This is a genomic window from Helicobacter apodemus, from assembly GCF_000765745.2.
GTDB classification, from domain to species: Bacteria; Campylobacterota; Campylobacteria; order Campylobacterales; family Helicobacteraceae; genus Helicobacter_D; species Helicobacter_D apodemus.
Genome location: NZ_JRPC02000008.1, coordinates 19,710 through 40,015, shown reverse-complemented (window position 1 = coordinate 40,015; position 20,306 = coordinate 19,710). Strand labels below are relative to the sequence as shown.

Here is a 20,306-nt window from a genome sequence, read left to right as displayed (position 1 = left end):
AAGGAGAAATAATGCAAGCAGTGAATCTATCATTTTTAAATCAGCAAGAAAAATACACTTTTGATACTTTTGCGCAATCAACAAGCGGAAGCGTATATTATCAACAAGGCAATAATGTCCTTTTAGCTACCATTGCTATTGATACTGATGAGATTGTAGAAGAGGATTTCTTGCCTTTAACTGTGCAATACATAGAAAAAGCTTATGCCGCAGGAAAGTTTCCGGGTGGTTATGTAAAAAGAGAGGCTAAACCTGGCGATTTTGAAACCCTAAGTGCTAGAATAGTAGATAGAAGTTTGCGTCCGCTTTTTCCTAAAGATTATTGTTACCCTACACAAATTACGATTTTAGTCTTAAGTGTAGAGTCTGATGCGGATTTACAAATTTTAGCTTTAAATGCTGCAAGTGCGGCACTTTTTGTTTCAGAAATACCCATTAGTATTCCTGTTAGTGCTGTGCGTATAGGTAGGATTGATGAAAAGTTTATTGTTAATCCTAGTACCAAAGAATTAGAGCGAAGCACTTTAGATTTATTGGTTAGTGGGGCTAATGAAGATTTATTGATGATTGAAATGCGTAGTTTTGGAGGTATTCAAGCTAAAGGAAATTCTAGTCCTCTTAATTTCACTAATACATTTTTAGAAAATGAATTGGCTTATTTTAGTGCGAATGAAGTTGATGAAGAAACAATTTTAGAAGCTTTAAGGTTAGCACAAGAGATGATAGCGCAAAAAAATAAGCTTATTATTCAGCATTTTTCTCCTTTTCTAAAAGCAGCTATCACTTTAAAAGAGGGTAGAAAAAATTTTGTATGCGATAAAATAGAATCTTATATTAGGCAAAACCATTTAGAAGAATTAAGGGCAGTAATTTATTTGCTTAGTAAAACAGAACGCAATAGTAAGCTTAATGCTTTTGTAAAGAAAATATTGCAAGAGTGGAGGGAGAAAAACCCACAAGATATAGAATATTTACAAGAAAGAGCCTTAGAGACAACCTTGAGGATTAAAAAAGAAATTGTGCGAACTATGATATTAAAAGAGAAAAAAAGAGCGGATGGAAGGAGGCTTAATGAAATCCGCCCTATTAGTATCCAAACTAATATTTTGCCTAATGCACACTCTAGTGCACTTTTTATAAGGGGGCAAACCCAAGCTTTGGTTGTGGCAACTTTAGGTGGAGAAATGGATGCACAAAGTTATGAGTTATTAACCGATAAATGTTCCTCTAAAGAGAGGTTTATGGTGCATTATAATTTTCCTCCTTTTTGTGTTGGGGAGGCAAGTAGTGTATCAGCGCCTGGAAGACGAGAGTTGGGGCATGGAAATTTAGCAAAAAGAGCCTTAGAATCTAGTCTTATAGAGGGAAGATTCAAGGCTATTCGTCTTGTTTCTGAAATTTTAGAATCTAATGGTTCTTCTTCTATGGCAACGGTTTGTGGAGGTTCTTTAGCTCTTGTAGCAGCGGGTGTAGAATGCACTAGTTTAATCGCAGGAGTGGCTATGGGATTAGTTTGTGAGGGGGAAGAGTATGCAGTTTTAACAGATATTATGGGTTTAGAAGATCATGATGGTGATATGGATTTTAAAATAGCGGGTTCAAAAAATGGTATTACAGCTATGCAAATGGATATTAAATTAGTGGGATTAAATATAGAAATCTTAAAAGCAGTATTATTCCAAGCCAAAGAGGCAAGAATGCGTATTTTAGAAATTATGGAAGAGGCTAAAAGCAACATTGTTTTAAATGAATCCGTGTTGCCGGCTTTAGAGGTTTTTTCTATTCATCCAAGTAAAATCGTTGAGGTTATAGGACAAGGAGGAAAAACCATTAAGGAGATTATTGAGAAATTTGAAGTTGCTATTGATTTAAATCGCGACAATGGGGAAGTGAGTTTAAGTGGGAAAAATAAACAAAAAGTTTATGGTGCTAAAGAATATATTTTAGGAATTGTCAATAAAGAAAAAGAAGAAAGATTTAATCCTTGGGAAGTTTATAAGGTGGGAGATGTTTATACAGGGAAGATAAAAAAAATCGTGGAGTTTGGGGTATTTGTTGAGTTACCGCAAGGGTATGATGGATTATTGCATATTTCAAGAGTTGTGAATAAGGGTGAGGGGAAAATTTCTGATTATGTAAAAATTGATGAGGAGATAAAAGTAGAGGTTTTATCGGTGAATAAAAATAAGGTAGAGCTTGATTGGATAAGGGGATAATTTTTATTAAAGTTTTAGTAAAAATACTATAATATGTGTGCTTACAAAGCAATAAGTAGGGGATAGATCCGAACAGGCTTTGAAATATAAGGAGAAAATATGAAAAAGTTACTTTTGGCTTTCTTTGCATTAGCAAGTGTTGTGTTTGCCGCTGGTGGTGAAACATTATTATCTTATTCTGTAGAGGGTGAAACCTTATTGTCTTATTCTGCCATTGCTGCAGGTATTGGTTTGGGTATTGCTGCATTAGGTGGTGCGATTGGTATGGGAAACACAGCTGCTGCTACAATCTCTGGTATGGCTAGAAATCCGGGAATTGGCGGTAAATTAATGACAACAATGTTTATTGCTTTAGCAATGATTGAGGCACAAGTTATTTATACACTTGTTATAGCACTTATTTTACTCTATGCAAACCCGTTTTTGGCAATTTTAGGTTTGTAGGATTCAAGGATTCCTTGAATCTATCACTCTTGCGCTGGTGGTGGAATGGTAGACACACCATCTTGAGGGGGTGGCGGGGAGACCCGTGCGAGTTCAAGTCTCGCCCAGCGCACCATATCTTTTCTTTTATCTTTCTTCGTTAAACATTATTTATAGAATTTTATACATTTTCATATAAACTTTAAATTTATAAACAATAATAAAAGTGTTTCTTATTATTAAATAATTATGCTATAATCGTCAAAATATTTTATAAAAATAAGGATTATTAGTAAAATGGAATTTTTGAAAGAAAGCGTTGATTACGCAATTTTTGGAATTTTAGGAATTATGGGGTTTATCGCACTTTGGCTTAGTATTGAGAGGGTTATATTTTTTGCAAAGATTGAATTTGAAGAATATCCTACTTTAGAATCTTTTGAAGATTCTATTACTAAGCATTTAACAACACTTTATATTATTTACTCTAATGCACCTTATGTAGGTTTATTAGGGACAGTTATAGGGATTATGATTACCTTTTATGATATGGGATTAAGTGGGAATATTGATACCAAAGGAATTATGACAGGTTTATCTTTAGCACTAAAGGCAACTGCATTGGGGCTTGCTGTGGCTATCCCAACATTAATTGTTTATAATGCCTTTTACCGAAAGGTTACACTTCTTAGTAATCTTTATAAAACAAGGAATAGCAATGTTAAAGATTCCTAAAAATGAATCCTTAAATATTGTCCCTTTTATTGATATTGTGCTAGTTTTATTAGTAATTGTTTTAAGTGTTTCTACTTTTATCGCTCAAGGAAAGATACCTATTGATTTGCCGCAGAGTTCTAATTCTATACCTAATCAAGACGAAAAAAAGATTCAAATCCTTATTGATAAGGAGAATAAACTTTATTTAGAGGATACTTTGGTAGATTTAGAAACCCTTAAAAATGAGTTAGTAAATCTTAACCCTAAAACTTTAGTAGAATTAAGGAGTGATAAGGATGCTAAATTTGATACTTTTGTCCAAATTATTGATATTTTAAAAGGAAAGGCTCATGAAAATTTCAGCATTGTTACACAACAACAATAGAATATTACATTCTTTTCTCCTAGCAAGTGGAATCTATGGACTCCTTGCTTTTAGTATTTTTTATGTGACGGAAAATTTTATACTTAAAGATGTGGGTTTGCAGAATCAAAGTATTGCTATTTCCTTAAATCAATTTATTCCTAATACTCCACAAATGCAACCTCAAGTCCCAATGCCTCCACTTAAACCTATAGATAAGATTAAGCCTTTGCCTAAGAAAGCTAAACCAAAGCATCATCGTAAGGAGGCTAAAATGGTTCAGCCAATTCCTAAAGAAGTTGTAGAGCCACAGATTCAAAAGGTTGCCGTTAATCCTAATCCAACCCTTACAAATGCTACACCTACTACACCCCAGATGCTAACTTTTAGTAAAAATGATGATCCCCTTTTACTAGCTATTAAACAGGCTATCGATAAGAATCTTCATTATCCAAGAAAGGCTAGAATGATGAGGGTGGAGGGTATTGTTACCCTAGAATTTACTTTGCTTGCAAGTGGAGGAGTTCAAAATGTCAGGATTATAAATTCTTCAGGAAACCCTATTTTAGATAAATCGGCTTTAAGAACTATTTTTGATTCGCAAGAGAGTTTTCCGCTGGTGCAAAATAATATGATTATCCAAATCCCTATTCAATATCACTTAAAGGGTTAAAAACTCTTTAATGTTTTTGACTATCCCTTCAATTAATGCTTCTTTGCTTTGCTCATACCCCCAAGCATTGTGAGGGGTAAGTAATAGTTGATGGGCAATGCTTTTATCTAATAAGGGGTTATTTTCTTGCATAGGTTCTTTAGTAAATACATCAAGCCCTACATAGAATCTTTGTTGCTTTAGTGCTTGTGCTAAATCTTCTTCATTGACAATCCCTCCTCTTCCGATATTGATTAAAATACTATTTTCTTGCAGGAGTGAGAGATTTTTTGCGGACAGTAGATTTTGTGTTGTTGGGTTTAAAGGTGCGTGGATAGAGACTACAAAGCTTGTTTTTAAAAGCTCTTCTAAGGGTAAGGATGGGTAGTCTGTATTGTTGTTTTTACCGCTTGTTGAGTAATAACACACCCTAGCACCAAAAGCTGATGCTAATCTAGCAACCTCTTTTCCAATAGAGCCTAGTCCAATGATTCCCCAGTTTTTGCCATTTAAAAGTTCTAGAGGTAAAGAAAGATTTGTAAAAAGAGGGTTGTTAGCATATTCTCTGCTCTTTACATAAGAATCATAAAAGGGTAATTTGGCACAAAGCCCTAATGCTAACATTAAAGTATGTTGTGCCACACTTTGAGTAGAATATCCCGCAACATTTTTCACAGTTATACCCAATGCTTTTGCGGCTTCTAAATCTACATTATTGGTTCCTGTTGCGGTAATACAAATAAGTTTTAAATCTTGCTTGAGGGCTTCTAAAATCTCTTTATTTAAAACTACTTTATTACTAAGGATGATATTAGCTCCTTTAGAGCGTTGCAGGGTTTCTTCGGGTTTGGTCGTGGGATAGGCAGTGTAAGCTCCAAAAGATTCAAGTCTTGATTGGATATTGCTCTCCCCTAAACTTAAAGCATCTAAAAATACGATTTTGTTTTGCATTGGCTATCCTTTTGGTATAATTTGGACTATTTTACTACAAAAAGGAAAAAAATGCGTAATCATTCTAGAATCGTTTCTGTTTTGCTTGATTCGCTTCCCTATATTAGGCTTTTTAGGGGTTCTAAGATTGTGATTAAGTATGGGGGTGCTGCACAAATTAACCCCCATTTAAAAGAGCAATTTGCTATTGATATTGTTTTGCTTTATATGTTGGGGATTAAACCTATTATTATCCACGGTGGAGGAAAAAGGATTAATGAATTATTAGAAATGCTGCAAATTAAAAGTGAGTTTATTAATGGGCTTAGGGTAACGAGTATGGATGCTTTAAAGATTGTTGAAATGGTGCTTAGCGGTGAAATTAATAAAGAAATTACGGCATTTTTAAATTTTAATGGTGCAAATGCCATTGGTATTAGTGGAAAAGATGCTTCTTTGTTACAGGCTAGAGAAAAAGATAATGGGAAATATGGTTACACAGGAGAGATTACAGAAGTTAGGGCAGAAGTGATTGATAATCTCTTAGAGCAAAATCTTATTCCTGTGATTGCCCCTATTGCTAGTGGCGAGGAATCAGGACATCCGGGGTTTAATGTGAATGCAGATAGTGCGGCAAGCTCTATAGCAATTGCAACCAAAGCTAAAAGGGTTATTTTTTTAACAGATACTAGAGGGGTTTTAGGGGAGGATAAAGAAATTTTAGAGAGTTTGAAACTCCAAGATGCTCAAGAATTAATTACAAAGGGTGTGATTGTTGGAGGTATGATACCTAAGGTGGAGGCATGTTTGGAATGTGTAAAACAAGGTGTAGAAAAGGCACATATTATTGATGGCAGAGTTCCACATTCGCTTTTATTAGAGCTTTTTACCTCTGCTGGAATAGGAAGTCAGTTTATAGCAGAGTAGAAAATTTTTAGATTTATTTTAGGGATATTAAGTCTTTAATGTTAAGAGTATTAAGGAGGATAATTTAGAAGTATCTCTTAGGATTATTGTTTTAATCCTAAGAGAGTGTTGAGAATCTGATCGGCTGTAGTAACGGATTTAGAGTTTGCTTGGAAACCTCTTTGCACGACAATAAGTTGCGTTAATCCTCTACTAAGGTCTGTATTACTCATCTCTAATTTAGAAGCTTCTACAGCTGCCCTACCTCCTGTTCCAGCTGTTCCTATGGTAGCTCGTCCAGAATTTGGACTTTCTGAATACAGATTGCTTCCAGATTCCTGCAAGCCCTCATAATTTGCAAATGTTGCAATAGCTACCTGGGCTAAAGCGAGATTGCGTCCATTGTTAAAAATGCCTATCATTGTGCCTGTTTTATCAAAGTAGAATTCTTTAAATTGTCCTGATGGATAGCCATCTCCATTAACATTTGTAGCCGCAGACTCTGAACCTGTGCTTGTAAGCCCAGAGTGTCCTCCTGCTGTCCCAAAATCTAAATTAATATTTTGCGGAAAAGCCGCTCCATTGTTAGGTTTAAATTGGATAGTAGAAGGGTTAAACCCTAGTAATTCGCCTTGATCCCCAAAGGTTACACTACCCCCTTCTAAGATATTCGGTCTTTGTGCGCTAGCCCCAAGTAATTCGGCAGGTTCTGGAACGGTAACTTTCCAACTCCATTCTTTATCCCTAACTTTGGTGAAGTCTATGGTTAAATTGTGTTTATTCCCAAGGCTATCATAAATGGCAATCGTTGAAGCAAACTTAGCCATTCTTAAGCCACCAGAGGTTGTAACATTTCCTCCTTCTACTAATACCCCTGTATTTAAGGCTTTCATTTGATTTTTGAAAAGAACATTCGTAGTTGTCAGCGTATCATTATAAGCAGAGACAAATATGTTAAGGTTATCATATGCAGGTTGGGTTAAACCGGTTCCTATACCTATTGCATTGGCACTTGCATTAAAACCATCTTGTTTATTTTCAATCGCAAATTGTCCACTATTATTGAGTATTACTTTAACGCTAAAGGTTGATTGCACAAAAGTTCTATTAGCAGCGGCAGTCGCTGCTGCAGCGGAATCTCCCCCAAATTGTTTCACCTTGTTTGCATCTTGTTGTAACAAGGCTCTTAGATCTTCTGTCGTGCGGAAATTTCCAGAGGCAGAATCCGCGTCTGTTTGTTGGGTGTAGGTGTATCTAAAGGCAGTAGTTACAGCAATAGTAGAGCTATCGGCAAAAGCTGTTCCTCCTGTGATTCTAGCCCTTATATTTTTTTTGCTTGCGTCGCCATCAATTTGGTTGGTATTTTGCAAGATAAGTTGTCCGCTTCTAATGAGGGCTTCTACCCCAGTCTTATCTTTTTGGTTATTAATGGCTACTTGTGCAGTCAGTAAATTTGAAGATCTAGAAGTTTGTGGATTATTTGTCCAAGTAATATTGACTTCATTAATGGTAATAGTAGTAGAACCCACATAAGCACTATCAATTTTTAGGGGTTGTGAAGTAGCGGTTTGATAGCTTACCCATATGCCTTGACTTTCTTGTAGGCGAATTGCTTCTCCCGCATCATTAAACATAACTCCCATATCTTGTTCAACTTCAAGCTGTCTATCTTTCGTATCATAAATTCTATCTAATCCACCGGCTAAGTAGTTATTGGTCGCTGTGCTATCTAGTGAGCTTGGGAGGGTAGTATGCTCTGTTTTTACCCCACTTGTTAAATTAATAGCTCCTGTAAGATTTCTAGTTGCTTTTGCTGGGATAGTAAGGCGAGGGTCAATGGTGATGTTTCCAGTGGGTCTAGTAGAATCGACAGTTCCTGCACCAGATGAATTAGATGATTCAATTTCCCCTAAATCTCTAAGCCAACCTTGAACTATGTACCCACTTGTTGTTACAAGATTTCCCACCGCATCAAAAGAAAATCCTCCATCTCTTGTATAAAGATGAGATATACCGCCATTTCCACTTACTACAAACATACCATTTCCTGTTAGTGCTAAGTCTGCCTTTCTGTGAGTGTTTTGTAAAGATCCTTGTGAGAAAACTTTTGTTGTGGTTTCTATCCCTGTTCCAAGTCCTACAGAATAATCATTAACACCACCAAAACCTGCATATGGGACTGTTGCACCGCGTTGAGTTTGGACAATCATAGTAGAGAAATCTGCACGGGAGTATTTAAAGCCATTTGTATTGACATTGGCAATATTGTTAGATTCGACATCTAATGCAATTTGATGAGCCTGCATACCGCCGACTCCTGACCATAGAGATCGTAACATTTGCAATCCTTTCTATAAAAAGTATTTTGTGGTGAGTAAAGCAAATAGTATTCCAACTTTGTAGTGTGCTTAAAGGCGATAGATTATGTAGGGGTTAAGAGAAATTTTTAGATAAAAGCATTTGTGAAATCTCTTGAGTGCTGCCGCAAAAATGCTCTTGAAATTGTGTTCTATTAAAGGTTTTTTGCCGTTTTGCTAGTTGTAAAGTATGGGTTGTAATGAGTGATTGTAAATGCTCTTTTAGAATCACTCCTTTTAAAAATTGTCCTACTTCTTTAATCCCTATACTTTTAGCCCATTGGTGGGTATTTCCAAAGTCATTTAAGAGGGTTGTTGCTTCCTCTATAAGACCTTTTTGTAGCATAAGATGTGTTCTTTTTGTGATGTTTTCTTTAAGTTCTTCTTTGCATAAGAGTATTTCATAAATTTCGCAATTCTTTAAAAGGGGTATTGGGGGATTTTGTTGAAAATATTGTGTAGGGGTTAAAGAGGTGCTAAAATAAATCTCTAGAGCTTTATTGGTGCGGTAGGCGTCATTGGGATGGATTTTTGTCGTCTTATCTATAGAGTTTAGATACATAAAGCGGGATTCTTGGGTTGGGAATCCCTTGATTTTTTCTTGTATTGTTATTTTTTGCTCTTGAGTGAGTTTGGGGAATGTTGAGAGACCCTCTAAGAGTATTTTTAAATAAAAACTTGTTCCACCAACAATTAAGAGGTTTTTTTGATAGTTTTTTGCATAGGCTTTAGCCCTTTGGTATTCTTGAATAAAAATTTGTGCATTATGTGTTTCTTTTGGGTGTAAAACATCTATGCCAAAATGGGGTATTTCTCCTCTTTGCTCTTTAGAGGGTTTTGCAGAGGCGATATTGATTTGTTGGTAAATGCTTAAAGAATCTAAAGAAAGTATAATGGCATTTAATCTATTTGCAAGATTTAAAGATAGGTCGGTTTTGCCAGATCCACTTGCTCCTAAAATGGCAATTTCTCTCAAGCAAAATTCTTAGAAGCTAAAATGGCTTCAAAAAGGGCATTCCTTAGAGCATTTTTTTCTAGACTTGCTATTCCTTGAGCAGTAGAGCCTCCAGGACTCATTACGCTTTCTTTTAAAAGTGTGGGATGTTGGGCTTGAAGCAGTGTTCCAAAGCCATCAAATAATGTTTTAACTATTTTAGTGGCTTGCTCTCTAGTTAGTCCATTAGTTACTCCAGAATCTATCATAGATTCTGCAATAAGGGCTAGAAAAGCTGGGGAGCAACCACTAAGAGCTGTTGCTATTGGGAATAATGTTTCTTCGAGCCAAATGCAGCCCCCAATGGCATTGAAAATTTCAAAGGCTTCGTTTTTGTAAGATTTATCACCGCATAAACTTGTAATAGATTTACCAACACTAGCACAAACATTAGGCATTGCACGGATATAGTGTTGTGATTTTATGGTTTTTTGTAGGGTTTCTAAGGGGGTGGCATTTAGTATGGAGTAAAGACATTTTGCTTCTCCTAGGAATTGAAAGCTATGAAGTGCATAAGGCTTTATACAGAGTAAGACTTCTTGGTTATCTATTTCAATCTCTTGGGGAGTATACTTGGGGGTTGCTTGGATTGGTAGGCAGAAGTCTTCAATCTTTTTAGAATCTCTGCCACACACCTGTATTTGAAACTTTCCTTTTAAGCCCTCGCAAATGGCTTTTGCCATTTTTCCATAGCCTATAACAAGGAGTGTTTTCATATCTTAGCATTAAAATCAAAAAACTTTGAGATAGGTTCTGATAAGCCAAAATTTTCATATCTAAAACTTTCTAAAATGACTTGAGCCATAGTGAGGTTTTCAAAGTTAAACAATAAGGGTGCTAGGAAATTTACCGTAGATTCTTCAATAGGTTCTCTAATGCAGACAATGTTTAGTATTGCAAGTTTGGTATTTGCTGGGTCTATATTGGTTTTTCCTGGTAATTCTAAAAGTGCTTTAATGGGAGAGGGAATTTCAAATTGATAATCTGTTCGCATTGTGTAAGGATTAACTAAAGTAAAAGAAATCCCATCATCTCCGCAACTTTTTAGTTGCATAAAAGTTTCATCATCTTTTGCAATTTTTTCTAATGTCATTTTTTGGATATGCTCAAATCCTAAGATTGGAGATTTTACTAGAAATTCCATACGCTTGAACCTTGTAAAAATCATTTTCTAAAGAATAAAAATTTTATACCAAAATTCTAGCGTAATAAAAGCAAAAAATCAATTTTTGTTTAGAAATTTATAAAACCTACATAGAACTTAAGTTATAATTGCAAATAAATCTAAAAAATATTGTTGATATATTTTAGGCAAAAAATATCATTTCTCATCTCTAATTTTTAAGGAATAAAAATGATGAAGTTTTTTAAAATTTGTTTTTTGAGCATAGGTATTTTAATAGGTTTTATAGGACTTAGTGCTTGTTCTTCAAAAACTAATAGTGGTTTAGCCCTTGATGAGATTAATAAATCTGCAGATTATTGGTATGAAAATATGCTTAAAGAAATTCGTAATGGGGATTTAGAGAAAGCAGATAGTTACTTTGTTTCTTTGCAAAGTGAGCATTTAAACTCTCCTTTGCTTTCTGAAGCAATGCTTATTTTGGGTAGGGCTCATATGCAAGCAGAGGAGTATCTTTTAGCAAGTTTTTATTTTGATGAATTTATTAAACGTTTTGGAGATGAAAAGAATATTGATTTTGTAGAATTTTTAAAATTGCAGGCAAATTATTTTGCCTTTGCAAAACAGCATAGAGACCAGCAACTTTTAATAGATTCTATTAAATTAGCTGAAAAGTTTGGTGAAAAATATCCTTATTCACGTTATCGCCCATTTTCGGATATGATATTGCTAAGACTTCAATTAGCTAATCTTAGTTTGGAAAAAGAGATTATAAGGGTTTATAAAAAGAAAGATAAGGAACAAGCTGTCGAATACTATCAGAAAAAAATTGATGAAAATGCTTGGATGAAAGATATTTTTTATCAAGAAGCAAAGTCGCCTTGGTATCAGAAAATCTTTGAATGGTAGGAAATATGCAATTAGAACGTTATGGAGAATTCCCAAAGCAATTACCAATAATTATTGAAGAGGATATGTTTTTGTATCCTTTTATGATAGTCCCTCTTTTTATTGGTGATGAGGAAAGTATTAAAGCTATAGATGTAGCAATAGAGGGTGGAGATAAACTCATTTTTATTACAGCTTCTAAAAATAGAGACAATGATGAGGAAGAATCCTTTTATGATGTTGGTGTAATTGGCACTATTATGCGTCGTGTTGTATTGCCAGAGGGAAGGGTAAAGATTCTTTTTCAAGGTTTAAGCCGCGGAAGTATTTTAGGAATTGTTTCTAAAAGCCCTTTGGTGGGAGAAATTGCACCTATTCTTTCAAGCAGTTATGATGCCAGTCGAGTTGAAGCGATTTTATCGGTTTTAAAAGAGAAGTTACGCACTCTATATAGTGTCTCACAGATGTTTCCGCAAGATTTATTAAGGAGCATTAATGAGACTATGGATCCCAATCGTGCCGCAGATTTAATCGCTAGTGCAGCAAGGCTCAAAAAAGAGCAAGCTTATAAAGTTTTTAAAGAAAATGATCCTGAAGAACGACTTGTAACGCTTATTGATATTATTATGGAAGAGATTAAAGCCCAACAGATTCAAAAAGAAATTAAAAATAAAGTTAATTCTCAAATGGAAAAAATTAACAAAGAATATTTTTTGAAAGAGCAATTAAAGCAAATCCAAAAAGAGCTTGGAGTAGATAATAGCAAAGATGTTGAAATAGAGGAATATAGGAAAAAATTAGAGGGTTTTAAGGATGTAATGAGTAAGGATGCTTATAAAGAGATTACTAAACAAATCAATAAGCTCTCCCGAATGCATCCTGATAGTGCAGATGCGAATTTATTGCAAAATTATATAGAACTTGTTTTAGAGATTCCTTTTGGGAGCTATTCTACAAAGACTTTAAAAATAGCAGAAGTAGAAAATCAGCTCAATAAAGATCATTATGCCTTGCAAAAACCCAAAGAAAGAATTGTTGAGTATTTTGCTGTGCGAGAACTTCTTGCTTTAAGGGGGCAGAAGAAAAATGATTCTAAGGGAACGATTTTGTGTTTTTATGGACCTCCGGGGGTTGGTAAGACAAGCCTTGCTAACTCTATTGCCATAGCCTTAAAGCGGAAGCTTATTAGGATTGCACTTGGTGGTTTAGAGGATGTTAATGAGTTAAGGGGGCATAGACGCACTTATATTGGGGCAATGCCTGGTAGAATCGTGCAAGGATTAATTGATGCTAAGGAGATGAATCCAGTCGTTGTTTTAGATGAAATTGATAAAATTCATTATTCTTTTAGGGGAGATCCCTCTTCGGTATTGCTAGAGATTTTAGATCCTGAACAAAATAAAGAATTTAGAGATTATTACACAAATTTTAGCTTAGATTTATCCCAAGTTGTTTTTATCGCCACTGCTAATGATATTACACAGATTCCAGCTCCTTTGCGCGATAGGATGGAGTTTATTAATATCAATAGTTATACGCCAAGCCAAAAGGAGCAAATCGCTAAAAAATACCTTATTCCACAAGAGTTAAAGAAACATGGCTTAAAAAACTTTGAAATTTCTTTTACTTTGCCTGCTATTAAGGTTTTGATTGAGAAATATACAAGGGAAGCAGGGGTTAGGAATCTAAGACGCAAAATCGCACAAATTTTGCGTAAAGTTGCTAAAGAGATTCTTAGGGGCAATCAAGAAAAGATAACCATTACACCCAAAAACATAGGAAATTATCTTGACAAAATTGTTTTTGAGTTTGAAAATGCTGATAAGAAAAGTGAGGTAGGGCTTGTCAATGGTTTAGCTTGGACAAGTGTTGGTGGCGATGTCTTAAAAATTGAGGCTTTGAAAATTAAAGGCAAGGGGAGTTTAAACCTTACAGGAAATTTAGGCGATGTGATGAAAGAGAGTGCCAAAATTGCTTACTCTTATGTGAAGTCCTTAATTGATAGTGGAGAATTAAAGGTTGATAAGACATTAATTGCGATAGTTCAAAAGAATAAAAAGCCAGAGATTGAAACAAGCATTTATAATTGTTTTGATATTCATTTACATGTGCCAGAGGGTGCTACACCAAAAGATGGTCCAAGTGCGGGAATAGCCATAGGGAGTGCTTTGGCCTCCATTTTTACTAATCATCCCGCTAAAAGTACATTAGCTATGACAGGAGAATTGACCTTGCGGGGGAAAGTCTTGCCTATTGGTGGATTGCAAGAGAAGCTTATTGCTGCGTATAAAAGTGGGATGAAAGAAGTGCTAATCCCTAAGAAAAACTTTGAGAGAGATATAGATGAGATACCCCAAGAAGTTAAAGAGGGATTGCAAATATATCCTGTTGAGCATTTTAAAGAAGTCTTAAAGTATGTTTTACGTTAATGCAAAGCTTCTTGCCTTTTAAATTAGATTCTATAATTTGCGGGATTGATGAGGCAGGGAGAGGTTGTATAGCAGGTTCGTTATTTGTATGTGGGGTAGTTTTAAGCCAAAATATTCCCCTTGCCCTAAAAGTGCAATTAAAAGATTCTAAAAGCCTCTCTGAATCTAAACGCAATATCTTAGCCTCCCTTATTCAACAATTTAGTGATTTTTATTTAGTGAAAAAAACACACCAAGAGATTGATGATAAGGGCTTATCTCTTTGCCTTAAAGAGGCTTTAAAAGAAATTTTGCAGAATTTAGAAGCTTCACAATATATTTTTGATGGAAATTGCAAATTTGGGGTAGATTTGTTACAAACGCTTATAAAAGGAGATAGCAAACTCTCTTGTATTAGTGCAGCAAGTATTGTGGCAAAAAATGCTAAGGATAAAGAAATGCGAGATTTAGATACCCTCTATCCCCAATATGGTTTTAAGAAAAATAAAGGCTATGGAAGTAAAGCCCATTTAAAGGCTATCAAGGATTATGGTTATTGTGCCATTCATAGAAAGAGCTTTAAGCTAAAATCGCTAATGCAAAATTCTAATGAGACTTTATTTGGTTATAATATTTAGGTATTGAAATTTAGGAGTGAAAAAGGTGGAAGATTTAAAGCAAATGGATTTAGATTATGTTTTGCATACTTATGCGCGCGATTATACGCATTTTGTAAAAGGTAGTGGGGCTAGATTGTTTGATGAGAGTGGGAGAGATTATATGGATTTTGGTTCGGGCATTGCTGTGTGCAGTGTGGGGTATGGGAATGAACGTTTAGCAAAAGCTATTAGCGAACAAGCTTATAATCTTATTCATACTTCTAATCTTTATGGTATTGAACCCCAAGCAAGACTTGCTAAAAGGCTCGTAGAATTAAGCGGTTATGATATGAGGGTGTTTTTTGCTAATTCTGGAGCGGAAGCTAATGAGGGTGCATTAAAGATTGCAAGAAAATTTGGGGAGCAATTAGGGGGGATTAAACGTTACCAAATCATTACTTTAGATTCTTCTTTTCATGGACGCACTATTAGCACCTTAAAGGCTACTGCACAGAGCAAAATGCACGATTATTTTGGTCCTTATCCCGATGGTTTTGTGTATGCTAAGGATTTAGCAGAAATTCCCTCTAAGATTAGTGATGTTACTTGTGCGGTTTTGTTAGAATTAGTGCAAGGTGAGGGAGGGATTACTCCTTTTAAGAGGGAGGAGATACTGCATTTAGAGAAGTTTTTAAAAGCAAAAAATATTCTTTTAATGATTGATGAGGTGCAAACTGGCATTTACCGAAGTGGAGAGCTTTTTGCTTCACAAAAATATGGGATAAATCCTGATGTTATAACCACCGCAAAGGGTTTAGGTGGGGGTGTTCCTATTGGTGCTGTAATGACAACTTTGAAAGATATTTTTGTCCCTGGTGAACATGGAAGCACTTTTGGCGGGAATTTTTTATCTACTAGGGCAGGTTTAGAGGTTTTAGAGATTTTAGAAGAGGAGAGAAGTAGCGGGAGATTGGAGAGGACAATAACATGTTTTAAAGATAGATTGAAAGATTTGCAAAAAAGCTATCCTGAAATATTTATAGAAGAAGTAGGCTTGGGATTAATGCGTGGTTTGAGAATGCGTGATGTGGAATCTTTAGAGAAGTTTATAAAAAAGGCAAAGGAAAATCGCGTTTTAATCCTTAAAAGTGGTAAAAATACTGCACGATTCTTGCCTCCTCTAACTATTACTTTAGAAGAGATGGAGGAAGGGTTTAAGCGATTAGAGAAAGCTATAGGGGATTTGGGGTAATTTAAATTTCCTCTAAAGCTTTGCTTAAGTCAATATGGCAATAACCTTGAGGGTTTTTCGCTAAATATTTTTGATGATAGGATTCTGCAAGATAAAAATTTTCTAACATTCCTATTTCTGTTTGAATCTGTTGGGTTAAGGTTTTTTGTAGGGTATCAACGAAACTTTGAATTTCTTTAAGCATAGTTAAATCTTGTGTGAATATGCCAGAGCGGTATTGTGTGCCAAAGTCATTACCTTGATAATTAAGTGCAAAAGGGTCAATAATGCTAAAAAACCGCTTTAAAATCTCATCTAGGCTTAAAATGCTCTCTTCAAAGATAAGTTCTAAAGCCTCTGTGGCACCTGTTTGCCCTGTGCATACTAAGGTATAATTAGGGCTTGGTATTTTAGAGTTTGCATAGCCTACTTGAGAACTTACCACACCTTTTAGTAAATCAAAATATCCTTGAATCCCCCAAAAACAACCACCTGCTAGATAAATAGTTTGTTGCATAGAAGTCCTTTTCTTTACTTAATTTTTACTCAATCTCGCCATTAGATTTTACTTTATCTTTCTATAATGTAGAATGAAATTTTAAGCTTTAATGCTAAGTTTTCAATGGATTGTATTTATATTGATTAAGGAGAGAGAATGCAAAAGATATTTTTAAGTCTTGCTTTAGGGATATTTTGTCTCGCACAAGAAAAGATTATAATCGCTCATAGGGGAGCAAGTGGCTATTTGCCCGAACATACTTTAGAGGCTAAAACATTAGCCTATGCTATGAATGCTAGTTATATCGAACAAGATTTAGCGATGAGCAAAGATGATTATTTGATTGTGATTCACGATTTATATTTGGATAAGGTAAGTGATGTAGCCCAAAAATTTCCAAATAGAGCTAGAAAAGATGGGCATTATTATGTGATTGATTTTACTTTAGAGGAGCTTAGAAGTTTGCGTGTGAGTGAGGCTTTTAATGCCAAAGAAAAAGAAAGAATTCCTATTTATCCTAAGCGATTTCCTGTGGGTAAATCGTATTTTACTTTGCATACTTTTGAAGAAGAGATTGAGCTTATTGCAGGATTAAATCAAATCTTTGGCAAAGATATAGGTTTATATGTTGAGATTAAAAAACCTTGGTTTCATACTCAAGAGGGAAAGGATATTGCTAAAAAGACTTTAGAGGTGTTGAGGCGGTATGGTTATACTACTAAAAATAGTAAAGTGTATCTGCAAAGCTTTGATTACCCTAACTTACTTTATATTAAAAAAGAGCTACTGCCTAAGATGAATATGGATTTAAAACTCATCGCCCTAGTAGATGAACACCCCTCCAAAGAAACCTATGAATTTATCAAAGGAGAGTGGAGGGCTTATGATTTTTCTTATTTTCTAAGGGATGAAAACTATCCAGAAATTGCAAAAAATGTTGATGGGTTAGGTATTTGGAATAATTTAATTTTTGATATTACAAAGAGTAAAAAGGGGGCTATTGTGCCTAATAATCTTGTCAAGAATGCCCACTTAAATGGTTTGGAAGTGCATACCTATACCGCTAGAAGTGATGCTCTGCCTAAGTTTGCTTCTTCTTTGGAGGAGCTTTTAGAGGCGATTTTGTTTAAAGCAGGTGCTGATGGGATTTTTACAGATTTTCCAGATACAGCTTTGAAGTTTGTGCAAGAGAAAAATATGCAAAAGTAGTGAAAAATAGTCGCAAGATGCTTGTAATTTAAACATTAGTTATTTACTATTATAAAACTTGACAATAATAGACTAAAGTTATATAATGCTCCTGAAATAAATCTTCAAGGAGTTCTTATGAATCTTTTAGAAAAATTTACCAATGCCTTACAAGAGACTTTAGAGCAAGGAGCATCCTTGGCACTGCATAATAAAAATCAAGAAATTGAATCTATCCATTTGTTTTGGGCGATGCTTACTCATTCTAATTCTTTGCTTAATCAAGCTCTTAATCGCTTAAATGTTGATAATGTAGCCTTGGAGTTAGAGGCAAAAAGTATTGCTAATAATTTACCCAAAAGCTCTTCTGTGATGAAAGAAAATCTCAAAATTTCTAAAAGTTTAAATGAGGCTTTTAATCTTGCTGAAGGTCTTGCTACAAGTAATGGGGATTCTTATATCGCAGTAGATAGTTTTATCTTAGCAGGTTTGCAAAATGAAGTGATTAAAAATCTCTTTAGTAAATACCTTGATATTAATGAACTCAAGAAAGTTTTGGAAACTATACGCGCTGGGGCAAAGATTGATTCACAAAGTGGGGATGAGAATTTAGAATCTTTAGAGAAGTTTGGTATTGATTTAACTAAGAGGGCTATAGAGGGGAAGTTAGATCCTGTTATTGGGAGAGATGAGGAAATTACCCATATGATGCAAATCCTTATACGCAAAACCAAGAATAATCCTATTTTGTTGGGCGAACCAGGAGTTGGTAAAACCGCAGTTGTAGAGGGGTTAGCACAAAAGATTATCAAAAAAGAAGTGCCGCTATCTTTGCAAAATAAAAAAGTCATAGCTTTAGATATGAGTGCTTTAATTGCAGGAGCAAAGTATCGCGGAGAGTTTGAGGATAGGTTGAAAAAAGTTATTGATGAGGTGAAAAAAAGCGGAAATATTATTTTATTTATTGATGAGATTCATACCATTGTAGGTGCAGGAGCTAGCGAGGGTAGTATGGATGCTGCTAATATCTTAAAACCTGCTCTTGCAAGAGGGGAGCTTCATACCATAGGGGCAACAACCCTTAAAGAATACCGCAAATACTTTGAAAAGGATACTGCATTACAGAGGAGATTCCAGCCTGTGTTACTCAATGAGCCTAATGTTAATGAATCGTTACAGATTCTAAGAGGGATTAAAGAGAAATTAGAAGCGCATCATAATGTAAGTATCACTGATGGGGCTTTAGTTGCAGCGGCTAAACTTTCTAATCGTTATATTACTGATAGATTTTTACCTGATAAGGCTATTGATTTAATCGATGAAGCCGCAGCAGAGCTTAAAATGCAAATTGAATCTGAACCTAGTGAGTTAGCCAAAATCAAACGTATTTTAGAAACTTTGCAGGTAGAAAAAGAGGCCTTGATGATGGAAAAACAAGAAAAGAATAATGCAAGAATTAGTGAGATAGAAAAAGAACTTAGCGATAAAGAGGAGCAGAAAAAGAATTTAGAAGCACAATTTGAAAATGAAAAGCAAGTTTTTAACGCTATAGCCCAAATTAAAATACAAATTGATTCTTTACGCACAGAAAGTGAGCTTGCTAAACGCAATAGCGATTTTAATAAGGCTGCAGAAATTGATTATGGGAAAATTCCAGAGTTACAGAAGCAATTAGAAATGCAAAATGAAAAATGGAAAAAAATGCAAGAAGCAGGGACATTATTAAAAAATGCTGTAACCCCAGAATCCATAGCAGGAGTGGTTAGTCGTTGGAGTGGAATTCCTATTAAAAAAATGCTTCAAGATGAAAAAGAGCGAATTTTAAGGGTTGAGGATGAGCTAAAAAAAGATGTTATAGGGCAAGAGAGGGCATTGCACGCTATAGCAAGAGCAATAAAACGCAATAAAGCGGGTTTGAGTGAATTTAATCGTCCTATTGGAAGCTTTTTATTTTTGGGACCAACGGGGGTTGGTAAAACAGAGAGTGCTAAGACTTTAGCACGATTCCTCTTTGATAGTGATAAGAATCTCATTAGGCTTGATATGAGTGAATATATGGAAAAACACGCAGCTAGCAGACTTGTAGGCGCACCTCCAGGATATGTAGGCTATGAAGAAGGAGGGCAGCTTACAGAGGCTGTGCGTAGGAAGCCTTATAGTGTTGTGTTGTTTGATGAGATAGAAAAGGCTCATCCTGATGTATTTAATATGCTTTTACAAGTGCTTGATGATGGGAGATTAACCGATAATAAAGGCGTGGTTGTTGATTTTAGGAATACGATTATTATTTTAACGAGTAATATCGCTAGTGATAAAATTATGGAGATTAACAATGAGGAGCAAAAGCAAAAGGCTGTAAAAGAGGCATTGAAGGCTTATTTTAAGCCCGAGTTTTTAAATCGTCTTGATGATATTGTGATTTTTAATCCTTTAGGTTTAGAGCAAATTACGCATATTATTGATATTCTTTTTAAAAATATTCAAAAGAAAGTTTTGGAGCGAGATATGCGTATTACACTTGAAGAAAGTGCTAAGGAATATATCGCAAAAGTAGGGTTTGACCCAATATATGGTGCAAGACCTCTTAAAAGGGCTTTGTATGAGCAAGTAGAGGATGTTTTAGCGGATTTGATTTTAAAAGGTGAGATTAAAGAAGGGAGTAACATTAACTTTTATGCAGAAAATGGAGAAATTAAAACAAGAATCTCTTAAGATTCTAAGCAATAAACAAAAGTGTCTTTAATGCTAAACTTTGTTAAAAAATGCTACAATGCTAAGACTTTAATTTAGTAAGAAATTTTTTAAGTTTAG

At 35.0% G+C, this 20,306-nt stretch carries 18 protein-coding genes and 1 tRNA gene; 13 read left to right on the top strand and 6 right to left on the bottom strand.

Annotated elements, in window-relative coordinates; genetic code table 11:
- The first annotated feature begins 11 nt into the window (after positions 1-11).
- The 6 genes from LS72_RS03955 (at position 12) to LS72_RS03930 (ending at position 4,393) form a co-directional block, all read left to right on the top strand.
- Complete coding sequence (locus LS72_RS03955) at positions 12-2,216, top strand: polyribonucleotide nucleotidyltransferase (RefSeq protein WP_034554466.1); 2,205 nt, start codon at positions 12-14, stop codon at positions 2,214-2,216.
- Between the two features lie 99 nt (positions 2,217-2,315).
- The gene (locus tag LS72_RS03950) at positions 2,316-2,660 is read left to right on the top strand and encodes a F0F1 ATP synthase subunit C (RefSeq protein ID WP_034555044.1); all 345 of its coding nucleotides are present in this window, start codon (positions 2,316-2,318) and stop codon (positions 2,658-2,660) included.
- Positions 2,661-2,691: 31 nt separating this feature from the next.
- A tRNA-Leu gene (locus tag LS72_RS03945) sits at positions 2,692-2,775 on the top strand.
- 161 nt (positions 2,776-2,936) lie between these two features.
- Positions 2,937-3,374, top strand: coding sequence for a TonB-system energizer ExbB (gene exbB, locus LS72_RS03940; RefSeq protein WP_034555043.1), 438 nt, complete (start codon positions 2,937-2,939; stop codon positions 3,372-3,374).
- Positions 3,358-3,741, top strand: a complete 384-nt coding sequence (gene exbD, locus LS72_RS03935) for a TonB system transport protein ExbD (RefSeq protein WP_034555042.1) — start codon at positions 3,358-3,360, stop codon at positions 3,739-3,741. Before exbB ends, exbD begins: the two co-directional genes overlap by 17 nt.
- On the top strand, positions 3,707-4,393 hold the full coding sequence (locus LS72_RS03930) for an energy transducer TonB (RefSeq protein ID WP_034555041.1): 687 nt from the start codon (positions 3,707-3,709) through the stop codon (positions 4,391-4,393). The genes exbD and LS72_RS03930 overlap by 35 nt, the downstream gene beginning before the upstream one ends.
- Here LS72_RS03930 and LS72_RS03925 read toward each other — a convergent pair.
- Positions 4,382-5,323 carry a D-2-hydroxyacid dehydrogenase gene (locus LS72_RS03925; protein WP_034555040.1) on the bottom strand — a complete coding sequence of 314 codons (942 nt, stop codon included), beginning with the start codon at positions 5,321-5,323 and terminating at the stop codon, positions 4,382-4,384. The genes LS72_RS03930 and LS72_RS03925 overlap by 12 nt on opposite strands.
- 51 nt (positions 5,324-5,374) lie before the next feature.
- Between LS72_RS03925 and argB the strand changes: the two genes are divergently transcribed.
- Complete coding sequence (gene argB / locus LS72_RS03920) at positions 5,375-6,229, top strand: acetylglutamate kinase (protein ID WP_138155067.1); 855 nt, start codon at positions 5,375-5,377, stop codon at positions 6,227-6,229.
- 83 nt (positions 6,230-6,312) lie between these two features.
- Here argB and flgE read toward each other — a convergent pair whose 3' ends face one another.
- The 4 genes from flgE to fliW all read right to left on the bottom strand — a co-directional run bounded on the left by flgE (position 6,313) and on the right by fliW (position 10,703).
- Complete coding sequence (gene flgE, locus LS72_RS03915) at positions 6,313-8,547, bottom strand: flagellar hook protein FlgE (protein ID WP_138155064.1); 2,235 nt, start codon at positions 8,545-8,547, stop codon at positions 6,313-6,315.
- 94 nt (positions 8,548-8,641) lie between these two features.
- On the bottom strand, positions 8,642-9,541 hold the full coding sequence (gene miaA, locus LS72_RS03910) for a tRNA (adenosine(37)-N6)-dimethylallyltransferase MiaA (protein ID WP_034554970.1): 900 nt from the start codon (positions 9,539-9,541) through the stop codon (positions 8,642-8,644).
- Positions 9,538-10,275 carry a pyrroline-5-carboxylate reductase gene (locus tag LS72_RS03905; protein WP_034554971.1) on the bottom strand — a complete coding sequence of 246 codons (738 nt, stop codon included), beginning with the start codon at positions 10,273-10,275 and terminating at the stop codon, positions 9,538-9,540. Before LS72_RS03905 ends, miaA begins: the two co-directional genes overlap by 4 nt.
- Entirely contained in the window at positions 10,272-10,703 is a 432-nt protein-coding gene (gene fliW / locus LS72_RS03900; RefSeq protein ID WP_108911358.1) for a flagellar assembly protein FliW, read from the bottom strand. The genes LS72_RS03905 and fliW overlap by 4 nt, the downstream gene beginning before the upstream one ends.
- Positions 10,704-10,913: 210 nt before the next feature.
- Here fliW and bamD point away from each other — a divergent pair, with 210 nt between their 5' ends.
- Genes bamD through LS72_RS03880 form a run of 4 tightly spaced genes read left to right on the top strand, consistent with a single transcriptional unit; the run spans position 10,914 to position 15,829 of the window.
- On the top strand, positions 10,914-11,591 hold the full coding sequence (bamD, locus tag LS72_RS03895) for an outer membrane protein assembly factor BamD (RefSeq protein ID WP_034552719.1): 678 nt from the start codon (positions 10,914-10,916) through the stop codon (positions 11,589-11,591).
- Positions 11,592-11,596: 5 nt separating this feature from the next.
- Positions 11,597-13,999, top strand: a complete 2,403-nt coding sequence (gene lon / locus LS72_RS03890; RefSeq protein ID WP_034552717.1) for an endopeptidase La — start codon at positions 11,597-11,599, stop codon at positions 13,997-13,999.
- On the top strand, positions 13,999-14,616 hold the full coding sequence (locus LS72_RS03885) for a ribonuclease HII (protein ID WP_052087216.1): 618 nt from the start codon (positions 13,999-14,001) through the stop codon (positions 14,614-14,616). The genes lon and LS72_RS03885 overlap by 1 nt, the downstream gene beginning before the upstream one ends.
- Before the next feature lie 43 nt (positions 14,617-14,659).
- A complete protein-coding gene (locus tag LS72_RS03880) occupies positions 14,660-15,829 on the top strand; it encodes an aspartate aminotransferase family protein (protein WP_034552728.1) in 1,170 nt (389 codons plus the stop codon).
- Between the two features lies 1 nt (position 15,830).
- Here the strand turns inward: LS72_RS03880 and msrA are convergent, their stop codons facing one another.
- Positions 15,831-16,325, bottom strand: a complete 495-nt coding sequence (gene msrA, locus LS72_RS03875; protein WP_034552714.1) for a peptide-methionine (S)-S-oxide reductase MsrA — start codon at positions 16,323-16,325, stop codon at positions 15,831-15,833.
- A gap of 138 nt (positions 16,326-16,463) precedes the next feature.
- Between msrA and glpQ the strand changes: the two genes are divergently transcribed.
- Together glpQ and LS72_RS03865 are read left to right on the top strand one after the other, a co-directional pair.
- The gene (glpQ, locus tag LS72_RS03870) at positions 16,464-17,516 is read left to right on the top strand and encodes a glycerophosphodiester phosphodiesterase (RefSeq protein WP_034552711.1); all 1,053 of its coding nucleotides are present in this window, start codon (positions 16,464-16,466) and stop codon (positions 17,514-17,516) included.
- A gap of 117 nt (positions 17,517-17,633) precedes the next feature.
- The gene (locus tag LS72_RS03865; RefSeq protein ID WP_034552708.1) at positions 17,634-20,207 is read left to right on the top strand and encodes an ATP-dependent Clp protease ATP-binding subunit; all 2,574 of its coding nucleotides are present in this window, start codon (positions 17,634-17,636) and stop codon (positions 20,205-20,207) included.
- The last annotated feature ends 99 nt before the right edge of the window (positions 20,208-20,306 follow it).